This is a genomic window from Luteolibacter sp., assembly GCF_039920825.1.
GTDB lineage: Bacteria > Verrucomicrobiota > Verrucomicrobiia > Verrucomicrobiales > Akkermansiaceae > Luteolibacter.
The window spans coordinates 44,263-60,855 of record NZ_JBDSCX010000090.1 but is presented as its reverse complement, the minus strand read 5'-3'; the positions used below and the strand labels follow the sequence as shown (position 1 = coordinate 60,855).

The following is a 16,593-nucleotide window of genomic DNA, read 5'->3' as shown; positions in this document are numbered from 1 at the left end:
GTCGCATCATTCGATAGGGCTTGCCCGTTCAGCGTTCTTCGATTTTGAAGCGGAAGAACTCGTTCCTCGAACCGATGGGGCCTTCCAAGGTGTGGGCACTTCCCGTGTTGAGAGGGGTGCCGTCATTTCCAGGAACCAGCCAAGGCGTCCAGCCGTGGAGGTCGCTGGAACGGTAAACCTGGATCCGGCGATCACCGAGGCCGGTGAAGTCGTAGGCGACGTTGTTGCCATCGCGACGGAAAACCGGCTGCCAGAGATCCGAGGGGTTGTTCGGATTGGTGTGAGTGAGATACTCTAGCAGATTAGATACCGAGTCACCATCGGCATCAAAGTCCGGTTCGCCCTGAGGTGAGCCGGAGCTGCCGAACTTCGCAAGCCGCCACGCGGCGTAGTTGTTGTAGGGGCTGACTTCACCGGCAATCCATTCGGCGAGAAGTTGAGCACCCTCGTAATCCACCACATTCGTGGCGAGCGGAGGCATGCGCGAGTAGCCATTGGCTGCGGCGAGGCGGTTGTAGATGATGGAGTGGTTGACTTGGCCGGGAGTGATGAGGAAATCGCCGGGCTGCACGGGAGCTTCCACGGGCGCGGTGTTGACCGTTCCCGTCTGCGCAAGCGTGAGAAGGCTGCGACCGTCCCAATACCCACCGCCGGTGCCGCCGGACTGGTGACAGTAGGAGCAGTTGACATCCAGATAGGATCGCACGCGGGCTTCCTTTGAGTAGGCGGTTTCATCAGGACGAAGATGGCGCGGCAGGGCGGCGGGATCTCCACTGAAGCCCTGGAGATAAACTGCTAGAGAAAGTGTGGAGATGAAATTTCCGGTAACTCCACCGATGGATCCGCTGCGGTTGAGCTGGAGTGTATTGAATGAGAGGGCGTGACCGGCTTCCGGAGTATGGCAGGTCATGCAGGACGTGCGGGAGGGAATCTGCCAGTCGACGGTGGAAGGTTGGCCGTCGAGAGTGATACTAACGGGAAAGCTGTCTCCGTTGCTCTCGACAAGCGAGGCATCGGTCTGCGGATTGCCCCAACGGTAGCTGACCCCGTAGGCACCCGTGGCGTTTCGGACGAGGAAGCGGGTTTCCAACCGGACCTTTGGCGAAGCGGGCAGCGGTCGCCTGTCCGTCACCGACTGGCCGTTGATCGTGCGGTTGAAGGTTTCCCATTGGGTCGGATAATCGAAGTGTTTCACGAAGACCATGCCCTGCGGATAGATCCACGGACCCGTGGCCGCGTAGCCAACCTTGCTGGCGCTGTTGTTGATCAAAAACCAGCGGGATTTTTCCGCGAAGTCCGACCAGAAGCGGAGGTTCGGGGTGTAGGCGACTCCGCCAGGATTCGGAGTTAGATCCGTGAGATTCGCGAAGAAGTTGGTCTGTGAAAGTTTTTGCGGGAAAGTGCTATCGATGGTGCCGATCTTCAGGCGCTTGATAGAGCCGGTGCCTTGGTTGGTCCCGGTATTGCCGCGATCAAGCAACAGCACCGAGCTGTGATCGGGGCTCTCCATCAGGGAAACAATCGCGACCTCGCCGCCGATGCGCTCGATGGTGGGCTGCGGAAGCGTGCGTTGGATGGTCCAGATGTTTCCGGAGACGTAGTCGGTGCAAATGTATTTTCCCGTGAGTTCCGGCAGGGCCGTGCCGCGGTAGATGAAGCCACCAACAATGCAATTCCCTTGGAAAGCGCCGCCGCCATGAGGGTAGTCCCAGATCGGTTCAGTTAGGGTTGCCTCGGCCTGTGCAACACCATTGATCAACTGGCCGCCGCGGACGCCGTTTACAGTTCCCTCACGCCAAGCCCATCCGCCATTCTGGCCGCGAGTGTAAACGCCAACTTCTTCGCGGGTATTGAGGCCTACATCACCAACCCATATTTCATCGACGGTGCCGTTTCCATCGAGATCTTCGGGTGAGAATTGCCACGGATTGCGCAGGCCGCAGATGAAAATTTCGGATCGGACGGCGGTGGGGCTAACGGCAATTCCGTTGAAGGATGTCGCTCCGACGAAGGGGTTGTCGGCAGGAACCCGGAAATTGGCCTCACCCGTGGAGCCGCCACCCAAGCGGGGAATATCAGCATCGTCGTTAGGGATGAGATTGGCCGGCTTTTTATCGACATCGAGCCGGGCGATGCAGGACCAGATGTCTTTGTCAATGTGCTGGGAGTTGTCATAAGAGTCAGACTGATTTCCTCCCTCGTCGCCGAAAGCGACATAAAGGTAGCCATCGGCTCCGAAGGTGCATTTCCCAATGTTGTGGAAAGTTCCGGCATTTTCCTGATCGATGAGGATCTGCTCGGACCCGGGGATCACGGTGTAGGGCGCAGTGGTCTGACAGGTAAAACGGGAAAGCCGGGCGGTCGCTGTTGTTGTGTTATAGGTGACGTAGATGTAGCCGTTGCCCGCCCAGTTCGGATGGGCGGTGATGCTCTTCATCGCCAACTCGTTGTTGTCGTGATTCACCTGGCCGGTGATGTCGAGGATCTGGATTTTCTGCGGTGAGGCAGCCGTGATATCGGGGATCAGGAAAACGCGGCCATCACCTTCGGTCACAAAGATTTTCTTGGTGTCCCCGGGAATGCAACAGAAGCCGTGCGGTGAATCGAAGGTGATGCTTGGCAAGGCGTCTTCGACAACGATCGAAGTCGCAGGAGGTGCGGATGGCATGTTTACATAATTGGTATCAAAACGCATCGCGTTGTTGATGACCACATTCACCGTAGCAGTGGAGCTCGCAGTGCCATCGGCACTCATGACGCGATAGGTAAAGGAATCCGACGTGGTGCCAACCGCCGTGTGGTGATAGAGCACACCGCCGTCGCTATCGAGAGTGGCGGTCCCATTCGCTGGCAAGGTAAGGAGCGTGACGGAATAGGAGTTGATCGAGCCGGTGTCGTTGGCGGTGACGAGAACGCGGGCCTGGCCACCGGACGGCAGCTTCATGGTGTCGTTGTTCGCCACGGGCGGGCTTTCCTGCAGGGCCTGCCAGTTGCTGGCGATCCGAACCTTGTCCCACTCCACATCACCGGTGCCGCCGGAGCCGAAGCGGACCGCCGTGGACCAGTTGCTCGCCGTGAACGAATAGGTGGCCACGGGCACGTTCGCACTCTCAAGCTGCGAAAGATTGGGATTCAGATAGAGTGCCGCCGTGTGGGTGTCGTAATCGATTTTCCCGACAAGTTGATAGGTCTGCCCCGCAACCGGCTGGATGCCTGAGTAACCCCACTGGTTTTGTGCCAGATCGTGAATGGCGAATTCAAGCTGGCCGCTCACAGGGTTCGCAGCACCGGGAACACCGAAGAGAAAGCGCTCCGCTCCGAAATCAAAACTGCTCGCACCTCCCCAAGTGGCTCCCGCCCGGCGTGTCATTTGGAAACGATAATAAACCGCATGCTGGACTTGTTCGGTCGTTTGGCAAATTCCACCACTTGTCTCATCGGCGGGACCGGGGCCGTTGTATTCGCGTCTGGCGGCGCTCCCATTGGTGGTTTTCAGAATGCCTCCAACGACCTGCGGATCACCCGAACTCGCGCTCCACACGGAGGAGGTCATCGTGTGGCCGACGAAGCTGTCATTCAACATGGTATTGTCTACATCCCAATGGGTACCAGCGTTGCGGCCGATAACAGAACCATCCGGGTAGCTGAAGTTTTCCACGCCGATCAGTCCGGGCTGCGGGTCGGCGCCGGGATAACTGGCGGGGTTCGAGGGATTGGTGCCGACGGCGAATTCCAGGGTATCTGTGAAACCATCCGCATCGCTGTCGTTGCTTTGCGGATTGGTGCCGGCCGCGAATTCCTCTGCGTTGGTTTTGCCATCGCCGTCAGGATCGCCGAGAGCTCCGTTAGGTCCGTTTTTCGCTCCCGGAGGATTTTCCCCGATGGTGCCATCGTCGCCATCGCTCAGACCATACAGTATTTCCCAATAGGCCGGGAGACCGTCCGCATCGAGATCCGGAATGGCGGTGAGAAGCCCAACGCCCGCGGCATTCAGCGAAACAGTGAGATCATCCCAGGTCGTCGTCGTATTGCTGGCAAGCCTGACCGCGGTGGACCAGTCCGCAGTCGTGGTGGTGCTGAAGGTGGTGTAGCTGCGGGTGAGATCCGCATTGTTGCTGCCATCCAGTGGATTCCAGAAACTTTGCTGGCCGGGGTTCACAAACAATCCTAGCAGATGATTCGTGTAGTCGATGACGGCGACCATGGTATAAGTTATGCCATCCGTCAGATGAAGGTTCGCATAGGACGTCCCAACGCCCGATTGATCGATGCCAACAGTGTCGGTGCCGGCATTGCCAGTGGGCACTCCGAAGAAAATTCGTTCACTCGTGAAAGCATACGAACTGGCACCGCTCCAGGAAGCGTTGCCACTTGCCCGGTTGATCGTGAAGCGGTAGAAAACCTGGCCGGCCACCCTTACGCCTCCGCTGCGTTCGTGATCGTTATCCGTATCGTTGGCAGCAGTGCCCGCGCCTTCGGTCGGTCCGTTGTATTCACGGCGGGCGTTGGCGCTGTTATTGGTGACCAACTGGTTGTTGGAAATTGCGGCGTTGGTCGCACTGGAGCCATTCCAAGTCGAAGTGGTGGCCGTGACGATGTTCGTGAAATTATTATAATTGAATCCACTTCCTCCGGTTTTGCCATTGATGGCCCCATTCGCGTAGGTAAAGGTTTCGCTGCCGAGGGTTTGCAAGCCGGCGGATGCCGCGTCACGGGTGACCATAAGATCGTCCCAAGTCGCTTGGCCGGAGCTGGCCAACCGGACGGCGCTGGACCAGTTGGTCACGGTGTAAGGGCGGGTCACATCGGCATTGTTGCTGCCATCCCGCGGGTTCCAATAGTCTTCCGGGCCGGGATTGACGAAAAGTCCGAGCTTGTGGTTATCGAAGTCGATCACCGCGACCAAAGTATATGTAGTGCTGTCCGTGAGATTGATGTTGCCGAGGGTCGTTCCACTGTTTGCTCCGAATTCCTGAATGCCGATGGTATCGGTCGCAGCGCCGCTGCCGCCAGGCACGCCAAAGAACAGTTGCTCGGATCCGAATTCCAGAGAACTGGCACCGCTCCAGGACGCGCTGGCGGCGCGGTTGAGCGTGAAGCGATAGAAAACCTGGCCAGTCGCGCGGATGGCGCCGCTGCGTTCGTGATTGTCGTTCGTATCGTCGGCCGCGATGCCAGCCCCTTCGGTTGGGCCATTGTATTCGCGAAGAAAGCCACTGCTGTTAGTGACGAGTAGGTTGCTCAGGATACTGGACGTGGCCGAACCGAAGGCCGCATCCCAATCGGACGTGGTGGCGGTGACGGTGTTGGTGAAGGTGTTGAAATTGAAGCCCGTGCCTCCCGCTTTGTTCGCGATCGAGCCGTTAGCGTAGGTGAAAGTTTCGGCTCCGATCGTTTGCCCGGATGCCCTCCGCAGTCCCATGAACGAGGCGAGGAGAAGAAGAGTCGCCAGTAAGGGTTTCGAAATCATATTGCACTGAATGTGATGCGTCCGTCAGACGCGCGGAAGATTCATCGCGGAAACCGTGCCGATCTTCAGCGACACAAGGGCCCGGGAATCCGCGCAGGCACCGTTTTCCGGGAGAATCCGGGTACGATTGCTGACAGCTCGATTCAATGGGTTACCTGTCAATGCGTATCAGGAAGGAAATCCCCGCCAAAAATTTCAGAAAATCCCATTGTCCCCGGTAGGCATCTTCACTTCAACACGACATTTTCTTCCTGGCCCCGCGCAGCCGGAACCACTTGTCCGTCATCAATTTTTCTCCATTTCCTGCCCTGCCTCCCTTGAGAGCAATCCGGCAATCAACCAATCGAACCAGTAGGCCGGGATCGAGCTCCCTCCCACGGAATCGTTCCCTGCGGATTCCTCGATCAGTTTTCTGGCATCATCCAGCGCCGACTTCGCCTTACTCCCCAGCCCCTGCCGCGAATATGCCATCGACGAGAGGCACAAGATGGAAGCGCGGCAGGAATTCTTGATTCCCCGATCGGCAAGACCGGTCGTACAAGCCTCCAACACGGACTCGTTACGACCGCACCGATATTCGTACAGGCCCAACGCGAGCCCCGCCCACGAGGGAAGCGGCGCTCTCAAGGGAGGCCCCATCACTTCCACCGAATTCTGCAAGCGTTGCAGGAAATCGGCGTCAGCCGGACTAAGCAGAGACGCTTTTAACAGATGCTCCGCCTGCAACGAATTGCGAGGGACCAAATAATAATCCTTCACCTCACTCCGGAATTCCAGATAATCACGTTCCTGATAGTGACTCAGGGCGGCACCGATTGCTATCAGATCCGAACCTTGGAGAATTCTGGAAGGATCATCCAATCGATTGGCCTGCATTAACAACCTGAAACATTGGATCGCCTGATCCCAGCGGCCGTGGGTGGCGTTCCAGTCGCCCAAAGACCGAAAAACAACGGCTGCTTCTAACGAAGGCTCGATGGACGAAAGAGGATACTTCTGGCGGAGTGCGTCTGCTTCGTCGATCCGTCCCTGATCGAGGAGAAAAGCCACACGTGCCACGTTCGCTCGGGCATCGGCATTAAGGTGAAGGCGATTTTCCTCGCTCCTCGATACTTGTGCTTCCCTCCGCGCCTGCCGCTCGCGCCTGTAAAGCATCGTAGATATGACCAGGCCAGCCATGAGTAACACGGTGAGCGAAACGCCCGCGCTGACCGCCAGACGGTTGCGCCGGATAAATTTACCCAACAGATAGAGACTGCCCGGCGGACGGGCCGTGACCGGCTGATGCGCCAGAAATCCCAGCACGTCGAGAGCCAGGCCGTTCACTGTCTGATAGCGGCGCGCGCGGTCCTTTTCCATCGCCTTCATGACGATCCAGTCGAGATCCCCGCGGATGGAGTTAATGAGTTGCGCGGGTCCCGCTTTCCTCTCCTCCGCCACCTCGTGCAGGGTTGACTTCTCCACTTTGCCAAGCGTGATCGAGGGTCTTGGTGCCTCGGTATTCAGCAGGGTGTGGCGGATTTTTGAAATGCCGTAGGAAGCGAGTTCCTCCCTATCAAACGGTGTGTGCGAGGTAAGTAACTCGTAAAGCAAGACACCTAGGCTGTAGATATCGCTGCGGGTGTCGACGTCGAGGCCTGCCAAATCGATTTGCTCCGGACTCATGTAGGCAGGAGTGCCGAACAACTGATCGTGAGAAGTTAAAACAGCATGATCGAAAGTTTGGGGATTGATCGCCTTTGCGATTCCGAAATCAATTACCTTCGGCACGTCGATCCCGTCCTGCTCGCTCACCAGAACGTTAGAAGGCTTGATGTCGCGGTGAATGATTCCCTTCTGGTGCGCATGCTGAATGGCTTGGCAAACCTGGACGAAAAGACGCAGGCGCTGCACATTGCCCAGTTTTTTGCGATTGCAGTAGGTGGTGATCTTCTCACCGGTCACCAGTTCCATCACAAAATAGGGACGCCCGGAGGCAGTGGAACCGGCATCAAGAACCCTGGCGATATTCGGATGATCCATCAGCGCAAGGGCCTGTCGCTCGATTTCGAATCTCGCAATCACGCTCTCGGTATTCATTCCCAACCGGACGATTTTCACCGCCACGCGCCGGTGGATCGGCTCCTCCTGCTCGGCTTCATACACGACACCGCCGCCGCCTTCACCGATTCGCATGATCAATCGGTAGCGGCCCAATCTGGCACCGGGACCTTCGAGATCAGCATCGGGAAACGGTTCGCCGGCAGGCTGCGGCGTCATTTCCGAAACCAGATCAGATGCCATCCGCGCCCGCCGCTCGCGCGCTTCAAGAAAGAACGAGGCCGCGCCGCGTGAAACCTCCACGAGTTTCCTCATTTCCTCCAAGCCCGCCGGATCGCTGCGGAAGGTGCGCTGGAGAAACTCCTCGCGCGTCTCGCCCTCATCCAGCGACAGAGCGACCTCCAAAATCGCACTCTCGATCTCCCTCGATGACTCCGTGTTTTTCATGAGTCGCCGCGGGTGCGGGATTCCTCTTGAGCCAGAATGATCCGATAGAGCTTCGCTTTGGCGAACATCCACTGTCGCTCCACGGAGCGGAGACTGAGGCCGGTGAAACGGCCGATCTCCTCGCTGCTGAGTCCTCCATAGAATTTCAGCAGCACGACCTTGGCCGACTCCGGATCGGTCTTTTCAAGGATCGTGAGGCATTCATGGATCATGATGATATGATCGTCATTCTCAATCCAGTTGTGCTCAAACGTCGTCACATCCACGGGTGCCATCCGTTTTACGGTAGCCTTGCTTCGGGCGCGCTCCACCAGGATACGCCGCATGGCCACCGCCGCGGCTCCGAAAAAATGAGCTTGGTTTTTCCATAGGGTGTTCTCGCTGCCGGCCACTCTCGTCCACGCCTCGTGAACCAACGCGGTCGGTTGGAGCGTCTGGTAGCCCGCCTCGTTTTTCAAGCGGTGGGCCGCCAAGCTGCGCAGTTCCTTGTAGATGATCGGCAGCAACTCGTCCGAAGCAAATCCTGCCGTGTCGGGATCGGTGTCCGGAGTCTCGTTATCCATTTTCGGGAAAAATATTCAAAGCTCGTTACTCCCGCAAGTTGATTGCTGCTTGCACAAAAAGACACCCAATCCCAAATCCCGGCAATCCCCTTCCCCAGCTAGCAAGGGGCCACCCAAACCCAATAATGGGCGCCCCCTTGCTATTTCCCTGGGAAATCTCACTCTCGACAAAAGGACGTTAAATTCATTGATCGGTTGGGTTTTGTGTCGCTCAAAGATCTCCTGAAAAATCTTCGGTGAGCACATTCTATTGCGGTTTTCCGGGATCCCCCCCGCCAGAAAACTTCGAAAACTTTGTGATCCCATCCAATCGGGAGGTTGTTGAAGCCATCCTCAGACGGACATTTCCACCGAGTCACAAGGTATCTTCGGACCGCGTTCGCGGATCAGGCCGAGCGCCATGATGAGAACCTGGCTGATCATGAACGCGCTGAGCCAGAGAAATGCCGCGTCGGTGAAGCCATAGGAATGAAGGCCGATGCCGAGCATGTTGGTGCCGAACCAGGACCAACTGGTGACGATATTCCCAAACACCGCCATGACCATCATCCCTCGCTCCCGAATCATGCCACCCCAGCGTGCGTGGAGGATGATGGCGTTCCAGATGACGATGAGCAGCGCGCCGTTTTCCTTGGGGTCCCAGCCCCAGAAGCGGCCCCAGGACTGGTCGGCCCAGATGCCGCCGAGGACGGTGCCCACGAAGCTGGCGAGGGTCGCAAAACAGATCACGCCATACACCATGCCGCGCAGCGAGGCGGCGGTGGATTTCGGAATGTTCCCGAAAGCGCGGCGGAGCAGATAGACAATGGCGATGGTGCCGGCGAGGAAGGTGGACGCGTAGCCGAGGGTGATGACGACGACGTGGGTGGCCAGCCAGAAATTCGTATCAAGCACCGCGCGCATCATTTCCAAGGTATCACCTGATAGAGACAAATGATGGGCGATGAGCAGGGTCGTGAAGCCAAGCACCGAAGCAACCACGATGCCGATCGCATTCCGATAGAAGAGCTCGATGAAGGTGCTGAGAATGATCGCTCCCCAACCGATGAAAATCGCGGAGGAGTAGAGGTTGGTGACGGGCGGGCGGCCTTCCAACATCATGCGGGTGACGAGGCCCAGGGTGTGAAATGCTAGGCCGATGAGCAGGACGCGGAAGGCGGCTTGCCGGAGCGTGGTGCCCAGCCAGAGCCAGGAAACAATGGCGCAGAGAAACGCAACCACGTAGAGAACCATGCAGAGGTAAAAGGGCGCGATCGAGTTGAAGAGACTTTCCGCAGAGGCTTTCTTCAAATTGTCCGGGCGATTCTCCAACAGCCAGGCTCGATAGTCTTTGATGGCCGAGTTGAAAGCAGTGGCATCCCCGGCGCGATAAGCGTCCCCAATGCGGGCATAGGCGAGAGTCGATGAATGAAGCGTTCCCTTGTCGATCGAATCCATCAAGGAGTCGGGGAGCTTTTTCCAAGCGTCAGTTCCATTGCCGGAAGGTGTCGTGTAAACCTCTGTCATCGGCGCCCAATCGGCAACAATCGTCATGCGCGATGAGCCGCTGTCAATGGCGGGCTGGTTGAACTCCTCACCCCGGTCTTGCTTCCCGATCTCAGCGACGGCCGCGCGGACGTCAGTTAGAAAAAGGTTGAACTCGGATTCGAGGTGATCTTGTCCTGGCAATGCGAGGGCGTGCTTGAGCTGGTTGTAGAGGGTGAGATTCCGAGTGAGAAGCATCAGCGCGTTTTCATACGGCGACCAGGTTTTCGAATCGGTCGCTCCGATGCGCTTTGCCTCCGGTTGCAGCGCGGCAAAGGAGGGCTGGAGCTGGGCGTAGGAATAGGACTTCTCCTCACCACGGGTGAGCTTGGTTAGACCGAGAAGGTCGTCGTGGTGGATGAGAAAAATTTTCCGGGTATCGGCCAGCGCGGGGTTGAAATCGAGTTCCGCAAGCCATGCGGCGGGGGTGGCTGGAGAGTCATCGCCGGGAACGCTTTGTTTGCCGTGGATCGAAAGCAGTGCGTTCCGCGCCAACGAATCGAGAGGCTGGACCCGACCGTTGGACACAACGGGAAGCGTGCCGAAACTCTTGAAATCGCGACCCTTTGATGCCCGCGTGGCCTTGAACACGGCGGTGGCGATGAAGAAAAGGCAGAGCGAGGGAATGAGCCACGCGGTGATTTTCCGGAGGGTGCTCATGGTGCGGGAGAGATTTTGTTGCGGCGGGAGATGGCTTTCATCAGGTGCTGGGAAAACACCCAAAGCAGGCCGAGCCCGACCATCGCGCAGGAAATGTAGGGGAGCGTCCAGACGGGGTTGCGGACGACTTGGAAAATAGAGGTCGAATCGTTGTTATCGAAGCCAGACTGATAGAAAGTGAGTCCGCCGTAACGCAGTGGATGGTTCATGTAGATGAGATCCTCGCGATTCTCGCCGGTGTCGGGATTGAGAATCCTGATCTTGCTGGAGAAGTTTTTCGGAACGTTGGTGCCGAGGTAGCGGTCGTGACTGAAGTCGAGGAGCTTGATGGAAAAAGGATGATAGAGGCGGCGCGGGCGGATGGACATTTCCCAAGGTCTTCCGGCCGCTTCGAAGGGCTGGTCGCCTTTGAACGCGTTTGATAGAAGCCAGCGGCCCAGGGATTTCCCTCCGTCCGGGATGACCTCGACAAAAGCGGTCGTGAGATCTCGGCGATCGTCAACAGTCTCGCGAGGGGTGCGGCGAACGGCGTAACCTTTTCCGAGTCCTTCGGTGGCACGGGTCACATCAAACTTCTCCGTGGCGTCGGCTTCCGGGACAATCTCGCTGTTGGAATAGTAGCTCTGGATTTTCACGGAAAAGCCTCCGAACGGGAATTCCGCGCCGTCTTTCAGGCGAGCCTGCGGAATCGCGGTGACGGTTTCCAAGCCATCGCCGTCGGGACGGATAACGACGAGCTCCACCTCGCGGGGAAAGGTCGAGTAGTTGATCGTTTCTCCTTCGTTGACGACCATCTGGGCTTCCCGACCTAGCAGTCCGGTGAAAATTTCCCCCACCAGCATCAGCAGGATGCCCGTGTGGATGACGATCATGCCGGCCTTGTTCCAACTGAGCTTGAAGCGCGCGGTGTGGGCGGCGAGAAGGTTGATGATGAGGAGAATGCCTAGCAGCGTCCCGCCGGGGATGGGGATGAAGAACTTTTTCTCGCCGGGCATGACATCCCACCATGCGATCCAGGAGCGAAAAAATCTCGCCTGCACCTCATGAATGCCCAGTTCGACCTGGGTGATCGTGGCGACAAAAATCAGCACCATCGCGAAACCCAACAGGGAAACGGTTAGGCGCAGGGAGCTGAGGAGCTTGAAAATTGGCAAGGGACGTTACTCGGGAAAAGTTGCAGAGCGGACGAAGGTGTCGAATTTCTCAAGGTTCGTTTCGACGAGTGAGGCGTCGCCGGTAATTTTGAAGAACCACGTCATGCCGGGGCGCTTGAGGATGGCGGAGCCGATCGCTGCTTTTTTCCCGTTGATTACAGGCTCGGCGCTGACCATGTGGCTGATGAAAATTTCTCCGGCAGGTATTTCCGACTTTTTCCCGAGAGCCGGATCGTCCTCGGAATCGAGCGGCGCGAGTTGGACCTGCGAACGCCAACGGTTGACGTTGCTCAGGACGCTGCCGGAATCCCCGGGCAGCGGGACGACGGAGACATCCGCCGAGGTGCCGTCCGGGCCGGCGATGCTGAAACTCGCAGCACGCATGGAGCTGCCCTCGCTGGGTGTCCAGCCCGCGGGCGGCGTCACATGGATCTTTTTCGCACTGCTAGAAGCAGGTGCCGGATTTGCCGTGGAAGCGCTTGCTCCCCCGCCCCCCTTGCGGACGGTTTGCAGGAACTCCATGAAAATCCCGCCGGATTTTTTTAGAACACCTACAGGGCCGGTGAATTTGAAATACCAAGTTTCCGATTTCAGCGGAAGAACTCCCGCAAGTATCCCATCGGCATCGTCCGCGGAACTTTCCGAGGTGAGATTGAAGAGCAGTATTTCCGCATCCGAGCCCGCGATCTTAAGCGGCTGCCCGGACACCTCTTTGTCGGCAAGCGGCTTCAGCCCCATCTGGCCTCGCCAGCGGTTGATGTTCGCAGCAAGGCCTCCGCCATCACCGGGGAGCTTCGAAATCGTTACCCGCCCGCCTCCCGGCAACGTGTAAGCAGCAGTGAGAAACTGCCCCGCTTGCTCCTGTTTCCAATCCGCCGCAGCCTGCCAAACCACCGAACCTGAACGAGCCGCGTCGTCTTGGGCTGTTTCTCCCTTGGGAACCCCACCCATTGGCCCCGCAGGAACTGCCGCGGAATTTCCTGATGCGGAATCCGTGGCAACCTTGTAGGTGCGGATCTCATTGTCCTTGCAGGAGCCGAGGACACAAAGCGAGAGAGGGGCGAGGAGCAATAGTCTGCACATGATGTTCGGAAATGACGGAGAACCTCGGTTTCAATGGCGATTGGAACCCCCTTGTCGAGAATTGAGAAGCCTCGATGGTGATCCTCTGCAATTTTCTTCCTTGAGACTATTATCAAATATGGTAATAATCATTGGCAAGTGATCGAAAACTTCACCTGCAAGGAAACATCAAAAGTCTTCGATGGAGAATACTCCCGGAAATTCCCCGGGGATATTCAGCCTCGGGCGCTCATGAAACTTCGGCAACTGCACCGGATCATCGCCATCGACCAACTCCGCCAACCACCTTCCAACCGTCTCGAATCACTCTCCGGAAATCTCAAGGGTTTCTGGAGCATCCGCATCAATCAACAATGGCGTGTCGTCTTCCGCTGGAAAGACGGCAATGCTGCCGACGTCCAAATCACTGACTATCACTGAGCCACCGCCATGAAAAAGAAACCGCAACTCATCCCGCTGCTCAACTTCTTCGCTGAAACCCTCCGCGAAACGCTTGAAGAATCCGGACTATCTCAGGCGGAGATCGCCCGCCGTTGTGGGATTCCCGCGCCCCACCTCACGCAGATGAAACAGGGCAAACGCCGCTGCACTCCCGAATACGACCTTCGCCTAAGCTGCTTCTTCGGTATCCCCGCCGGCATGTGGATGAATCTCCAGCTCGATTACGAATTCATGCGTGCCGATCGGGAAAAAGGCGAAGCCATCCGCAAGGAAGTGCAGCCATGCGCCGCTTGATCATTTATTGCGCCAGTCGCGTCGCGAAGAATGTTTCTGCTCCTTTGAGAAAGGATGGAAGTCGTTGAACATTGGCTGCCGGCATCGGGGAATTTATCCTGAGCGTCACGCTCTTCTCTGTAGGAGTATTGCTCATTTTGGGTCTAACTTTTGGTCGGTAATTGGAAGCGGTTCCGGCAGCAAATCAGCCATTCAATAAACACCAAGTTTGGGATAACCATCCGGCCAACCGCACGAATCCATGGAGGATTCCCATGTGAAAACGCTCTTCCCTCGCAATAAATTCTGTCGCAATATATTCTTGACCCTTCTCACCTCCGGCGTCAGATGCGGGCAGTGCAACGTGTGATGGCAGCTCTTCTTTTGCTGTGCTTCGGGATCATGATCCCGGCGGCAGCCGCTCCCATGCGGACCTGCTTCTTGGAAAAGAAGGTGCACACTGCCGGTTTTGCCACCTACGGCGAGACATCCACCGGTAAGGTGAAATGTTGCCCGGACTGTGGCTCAACCGAAAAGGGCGATTCCTGCTGCATTGAGGTAAAGAAGCTGCCGGACGCCACCAATCCCGCTCCGCCGTTTCTTTTGTTTCCAATTTCGTTTTGTTTGGCCGCTCTGGACGCGTGCGTTCCGCCCTGTCCAGTGATGGAATTGAAAGAGGCTTTTGTTCCTTCAGTTCCAATCCGCGGCCCCGACGTGCCAGGCGAGTGGCGAGCGCTGCTTGGAGTCTGGAACATTTGATCCGGGGTGTTAGCCCCGTGTGAAGCCATCTATTGTTAGGTTGGCTTTTCGTGCGCTGCCGGACAGGTATGCCGCGTCCCGATCTCAGGATCGAAGTCCGCACGAAGATCGCCAATTTCCAAGTTTTCATCACTCATTCCATGACATCCAGAATCTCTTTAGTCGCTCCGATGCGGCACCTGCCATTTGCAGGAACATTTCTTTCAGTGTTGGGGGCGACAGTCACCCTCATCCATGCCGAACCGGAACCCGTCGCTGTCACCATCAATGGCCTTGTCACGCAGGCGCTGTCGGCCAATCCGGAAATTAAGTTCTACAAGGCCGAAATCGCTGTCGCTAAATCGAACCGCAGCGTGGCAGGGAAATTATCGAATCCTGAACTCAATCTCAATCTCGGTCAAAAGCGGGTGCGTGGAGACAATGCCCAGGCAGAAGGCGTTGCCTTTGCCGTGGCTCTGGCCCAACCCATCGAATGGCCGGGCCGCCTTGGATTGCGAAAGGCGATTGCAGACCGTGACATCGCACTTGCCGAACTTGGATTGAATCAATTCAGCGCGTTTCTCGCCGCACGGGTGAAGATCCTCGGCTACTCGCTGGCGACCCAACAGGAGAACGCCGCCGCTGCCGCCGATGTGGCGAATCGAATTACCAGCGTGAAGGAAGTGATCGTGCAGCGTGAACCGGGCGGCATCGCACCGCTGCTGGAAACCAAAATTCTCGAAGCCTCTGAAATCACCGTGCAGCGCAAGGCCAGCGAAGCAGCGGTGGAAATGCAGAAGGCCATGCTGGAACTCAACCAACTCATGGGCCGTCGCGCCGATTCGCCATTGCAGGTGAAACGCACCGAATACGAGAGCGCGAAGCCTGCGCCACTTGTGACGCTGCTCAGTCAAGCCGCCCAAGGAAATTACGCAATCCGCGTCCGCCGGGCGGAGCTGGAACAACAAGGCTTGAAAGTCGCGCTCACTCAGAACGAGCGATACCCGACCTTCACCGTGGGACCATCCGTTTCCCATGAGAATGCCGGAGATAAGGAAACCGTCATCGGTCTAACGCTCTCGTTGCCGCTACCCTTGTGGGACGATGGTCGGGCGGCGGTCACCACCAGCGAGGCGAGACGGATGCAGGCCGAGGCAGCGCTGCAATCGACCTTCCGCGATGTCGAACGCGAAATCACCGAGGCATGGCTGATCCTTGAAACCCAGCGGAAAAGACTCGATGGTTGGAAGCCCGACTCCCTCCAAACATTCGCCGAAGCGGCAAGCCTTGCCGACCGCCACTACCGCCTCGGGGCCGTGCCCATCAGCACCTACATCGAAATGCAGGATAAATACCTCGAAGCCACCGAAGCCATCAATGCCAGCCGCCTTGAAGTTCTCCGCGCCTCACTGGACCTCGAACAACTCGTCGGTTCCACCACTGCCAAAAATTCAAACAAGTAACGCCATGAAAAATTCATCCCTAACTATTCTCGCGTGCGTGGCCCTCGGTGCCATCACCACCCTTGGCACGTCGTGTCAGAAGTCCGACGCGGCCACCGCCAAAGTCGCGGAGAAAGCTCCCGAAAACGGCGCCAAGTTCAAAAAAGGCGAAGGAGTCTCTCTAACCGAAGAGATGAAGAAGTCCATCGGTTTTCAGACTGCCGAGGTGACCGAGGAAGAAGTGCCGTCAACACTGACCCTTGATTTCACCGCCACAGGCTCACAAGCCGCCAACGGGCCTCTCACGGTCCAACAGTCGGCGTTCATCAAGCCTGGGACGGAAATAAAACTGGCAGGCGAGGGCATTGCGCCGGAATTGAAAGGCGTGGTCCAAAGCATTGATAAGATTCCCTTCGGCACGGCCCGCGATCTGGAGGTCACCATTTCCATCAGCCAACCGCTGCCCCAGAGCATCAACTTCAAGGGAACCATCGACATACCCGCCAATGGTTCGGTTGCCGCCGTCCCCGTTGCCGCGCTTTTGAAGACCGCAGAGGGGACATTCGTCTATGCCGTGAACGGAAATTTCTACGTCCGTACCCCCGTCAAGGTCGGCGCTTCCAACGACAAATTCGTGGAAATCACCGATGGCCTATACTCAGGCGATCAGATCGTGACCAAGCCCGTCATGTCGCTGTGGATGGCCGAGCTGCAAGTGCTTCGCGGTGGTAAAGCCTGCACCTGTGGACACTAACACG

At 57.4% G+C, this 16,593-nt stretch carries 10 protein-coding genes; 4 read left to right on the top strand and 6 right to left on the bottom strand.

The window, feature by feature from the left end; all coding sequences use genetic code 11:
• Nucleotides 1-28: 28 nt before the first annotated feature.
• The 6 genes from ABIQ96_RS26525 to ABIQ96_RS26500 all read right to left on the bottom strand — a co-directional run bounded on the left by ABIQ96_RS26525 (nt 29) and on the right by ABIQ96_RS26500 (nt 12,941).
• Nucleotides 29-5,470 carry a PQQ-dependent sugar dehydrogenase gene (locus ABIQ96_RS26525; RefSeq protein ID WP_348217688.1) on the bottom strand — a complete coding sequence of 1,814 codons (5,442 nt, stop codon included), beginning with the start codon at nt 5,468-5,470 and terminating at the stop codon, nt 29-31.
• Between the two features lie 285 nt (nt 5,471-5,755).
• A complete protein-coding gene (locus tag ABIQ96_RS26520; RefSeq protein WP_348217687.1) occupies nt 5,756-7,957 on the bottom strand; it encodes a serine/threonine-protein kinase in 2,202 nt (733 codons plus the stop codon).
• Nucleotides 7,954-8,520 (bottom strand): ECF-type sigma factor, encoded by a 567-nt coding sequence (locus ABIQ96_RS26515; protein ID WP_348217686.1) that lies wholly within the window; start codon nt 8,518-8,520, stop codon nt 7,954-7,956. Before ABIQ96_RS26515 ends, ABIQ96_RS26520 begins: the two co-directional genes overlap by 4 nt.
• A 333-nt stretch (nt 8,521-8,853) precedes the next feature.
• A complete protein-coding gene (gene ccsA / locus ABIQ96_RS26510; RefSeq protein WP_348217685.1) occupies nt 8,854-10,704 on the bottom strand; it encodes a cytochrome c biogenesis protein CcsA in 1,851 nt (616 codons plus the stop codon).
• Entirely contained in the window at nt 10,701-11,858 is a 1,158-nt protein-coding gene (locus ABIQ96_RS26505; RefSeq protein ID WP_348217684.1) for a cytochrome c biogenesis protein ResB, read from the bottom strand. Before ABIQ96_RS26505 ends, ccsA begins: the two co-directional genes overlap by 4 nt.
• A gap of 6 nt (nt 11,859-11,864) precedes the next feature.
• On the bottom strand, nt 11,865-12,941 hold the full coding sequence (locus tag ABIQ96_RS26500; RefSeq protein WP_348217683.1) for a hypothetical protein: 1,077 nt from the start codon (nt 12,939-12,941) through the stop codon (nt 11,865-11,867).
• Nucleotides 12,942-13,079: 138 nt separating this feature from the next.
• Here ABIQ96_RS26500 and ABIQ96_RS26495 point away from each other — a divergent pair, with 138 nt between their 5' ends.
• From ABIQ96_RS26495 to ABIQ96_RS26480, 4 genes are all read left to right on the top strand, one after another.
• Nucleotides 13,080-13,361: a type II toxin-antitoxin system RelE/ParE family toxin gene (locus ABIQ96_RS26495; protein WP_348217682.1), complete on the top strand. Its 282-nt coding sequence runs from the start codon at nt 13,080-13,082 to the stop codon at nt 13,359-13,361.
• A gap of 9 nt (nt 13,362-13,370) precedes the next feature.
• Nucleotides 13,371-13,676, top strand: coding sequence for a HigA family addiction module antitoxin (locus tag ABIQ96_RS26490; RefSeq protein ID WP_348217681.1), 306 nt, complete (start codon nt 13,371-13,373; stop codon nt 13,674-13,676).
• An 878-nt stretch (nt 13,677-14,554) separates the two neighbouring features.
• On the top strand, nt 14,555-15,856 hold the full coding sequence (locus tag ABIQ96_RS26485) for a TolC family protein (protein WP_348217680.1): 1,302 nt from the start codon (nt 14,555-14,557) through the stop codon (nt 15,854-15,856).
• Between the two features lie 4 nt (nt 15,857-15,860).
• Nucleotides 15,861-16,589, top strand: a complete 729-nt coding sequence (locus tag ABIQ96_RS26480; protein ID WP_348217679.1) for a hypothetical protein — start codon at nt 15,861-15,863, stop codon at nt 16,587-16,589.
• Nucleotides 16,590-16,593: the final 4 nt, after the last annotated feature.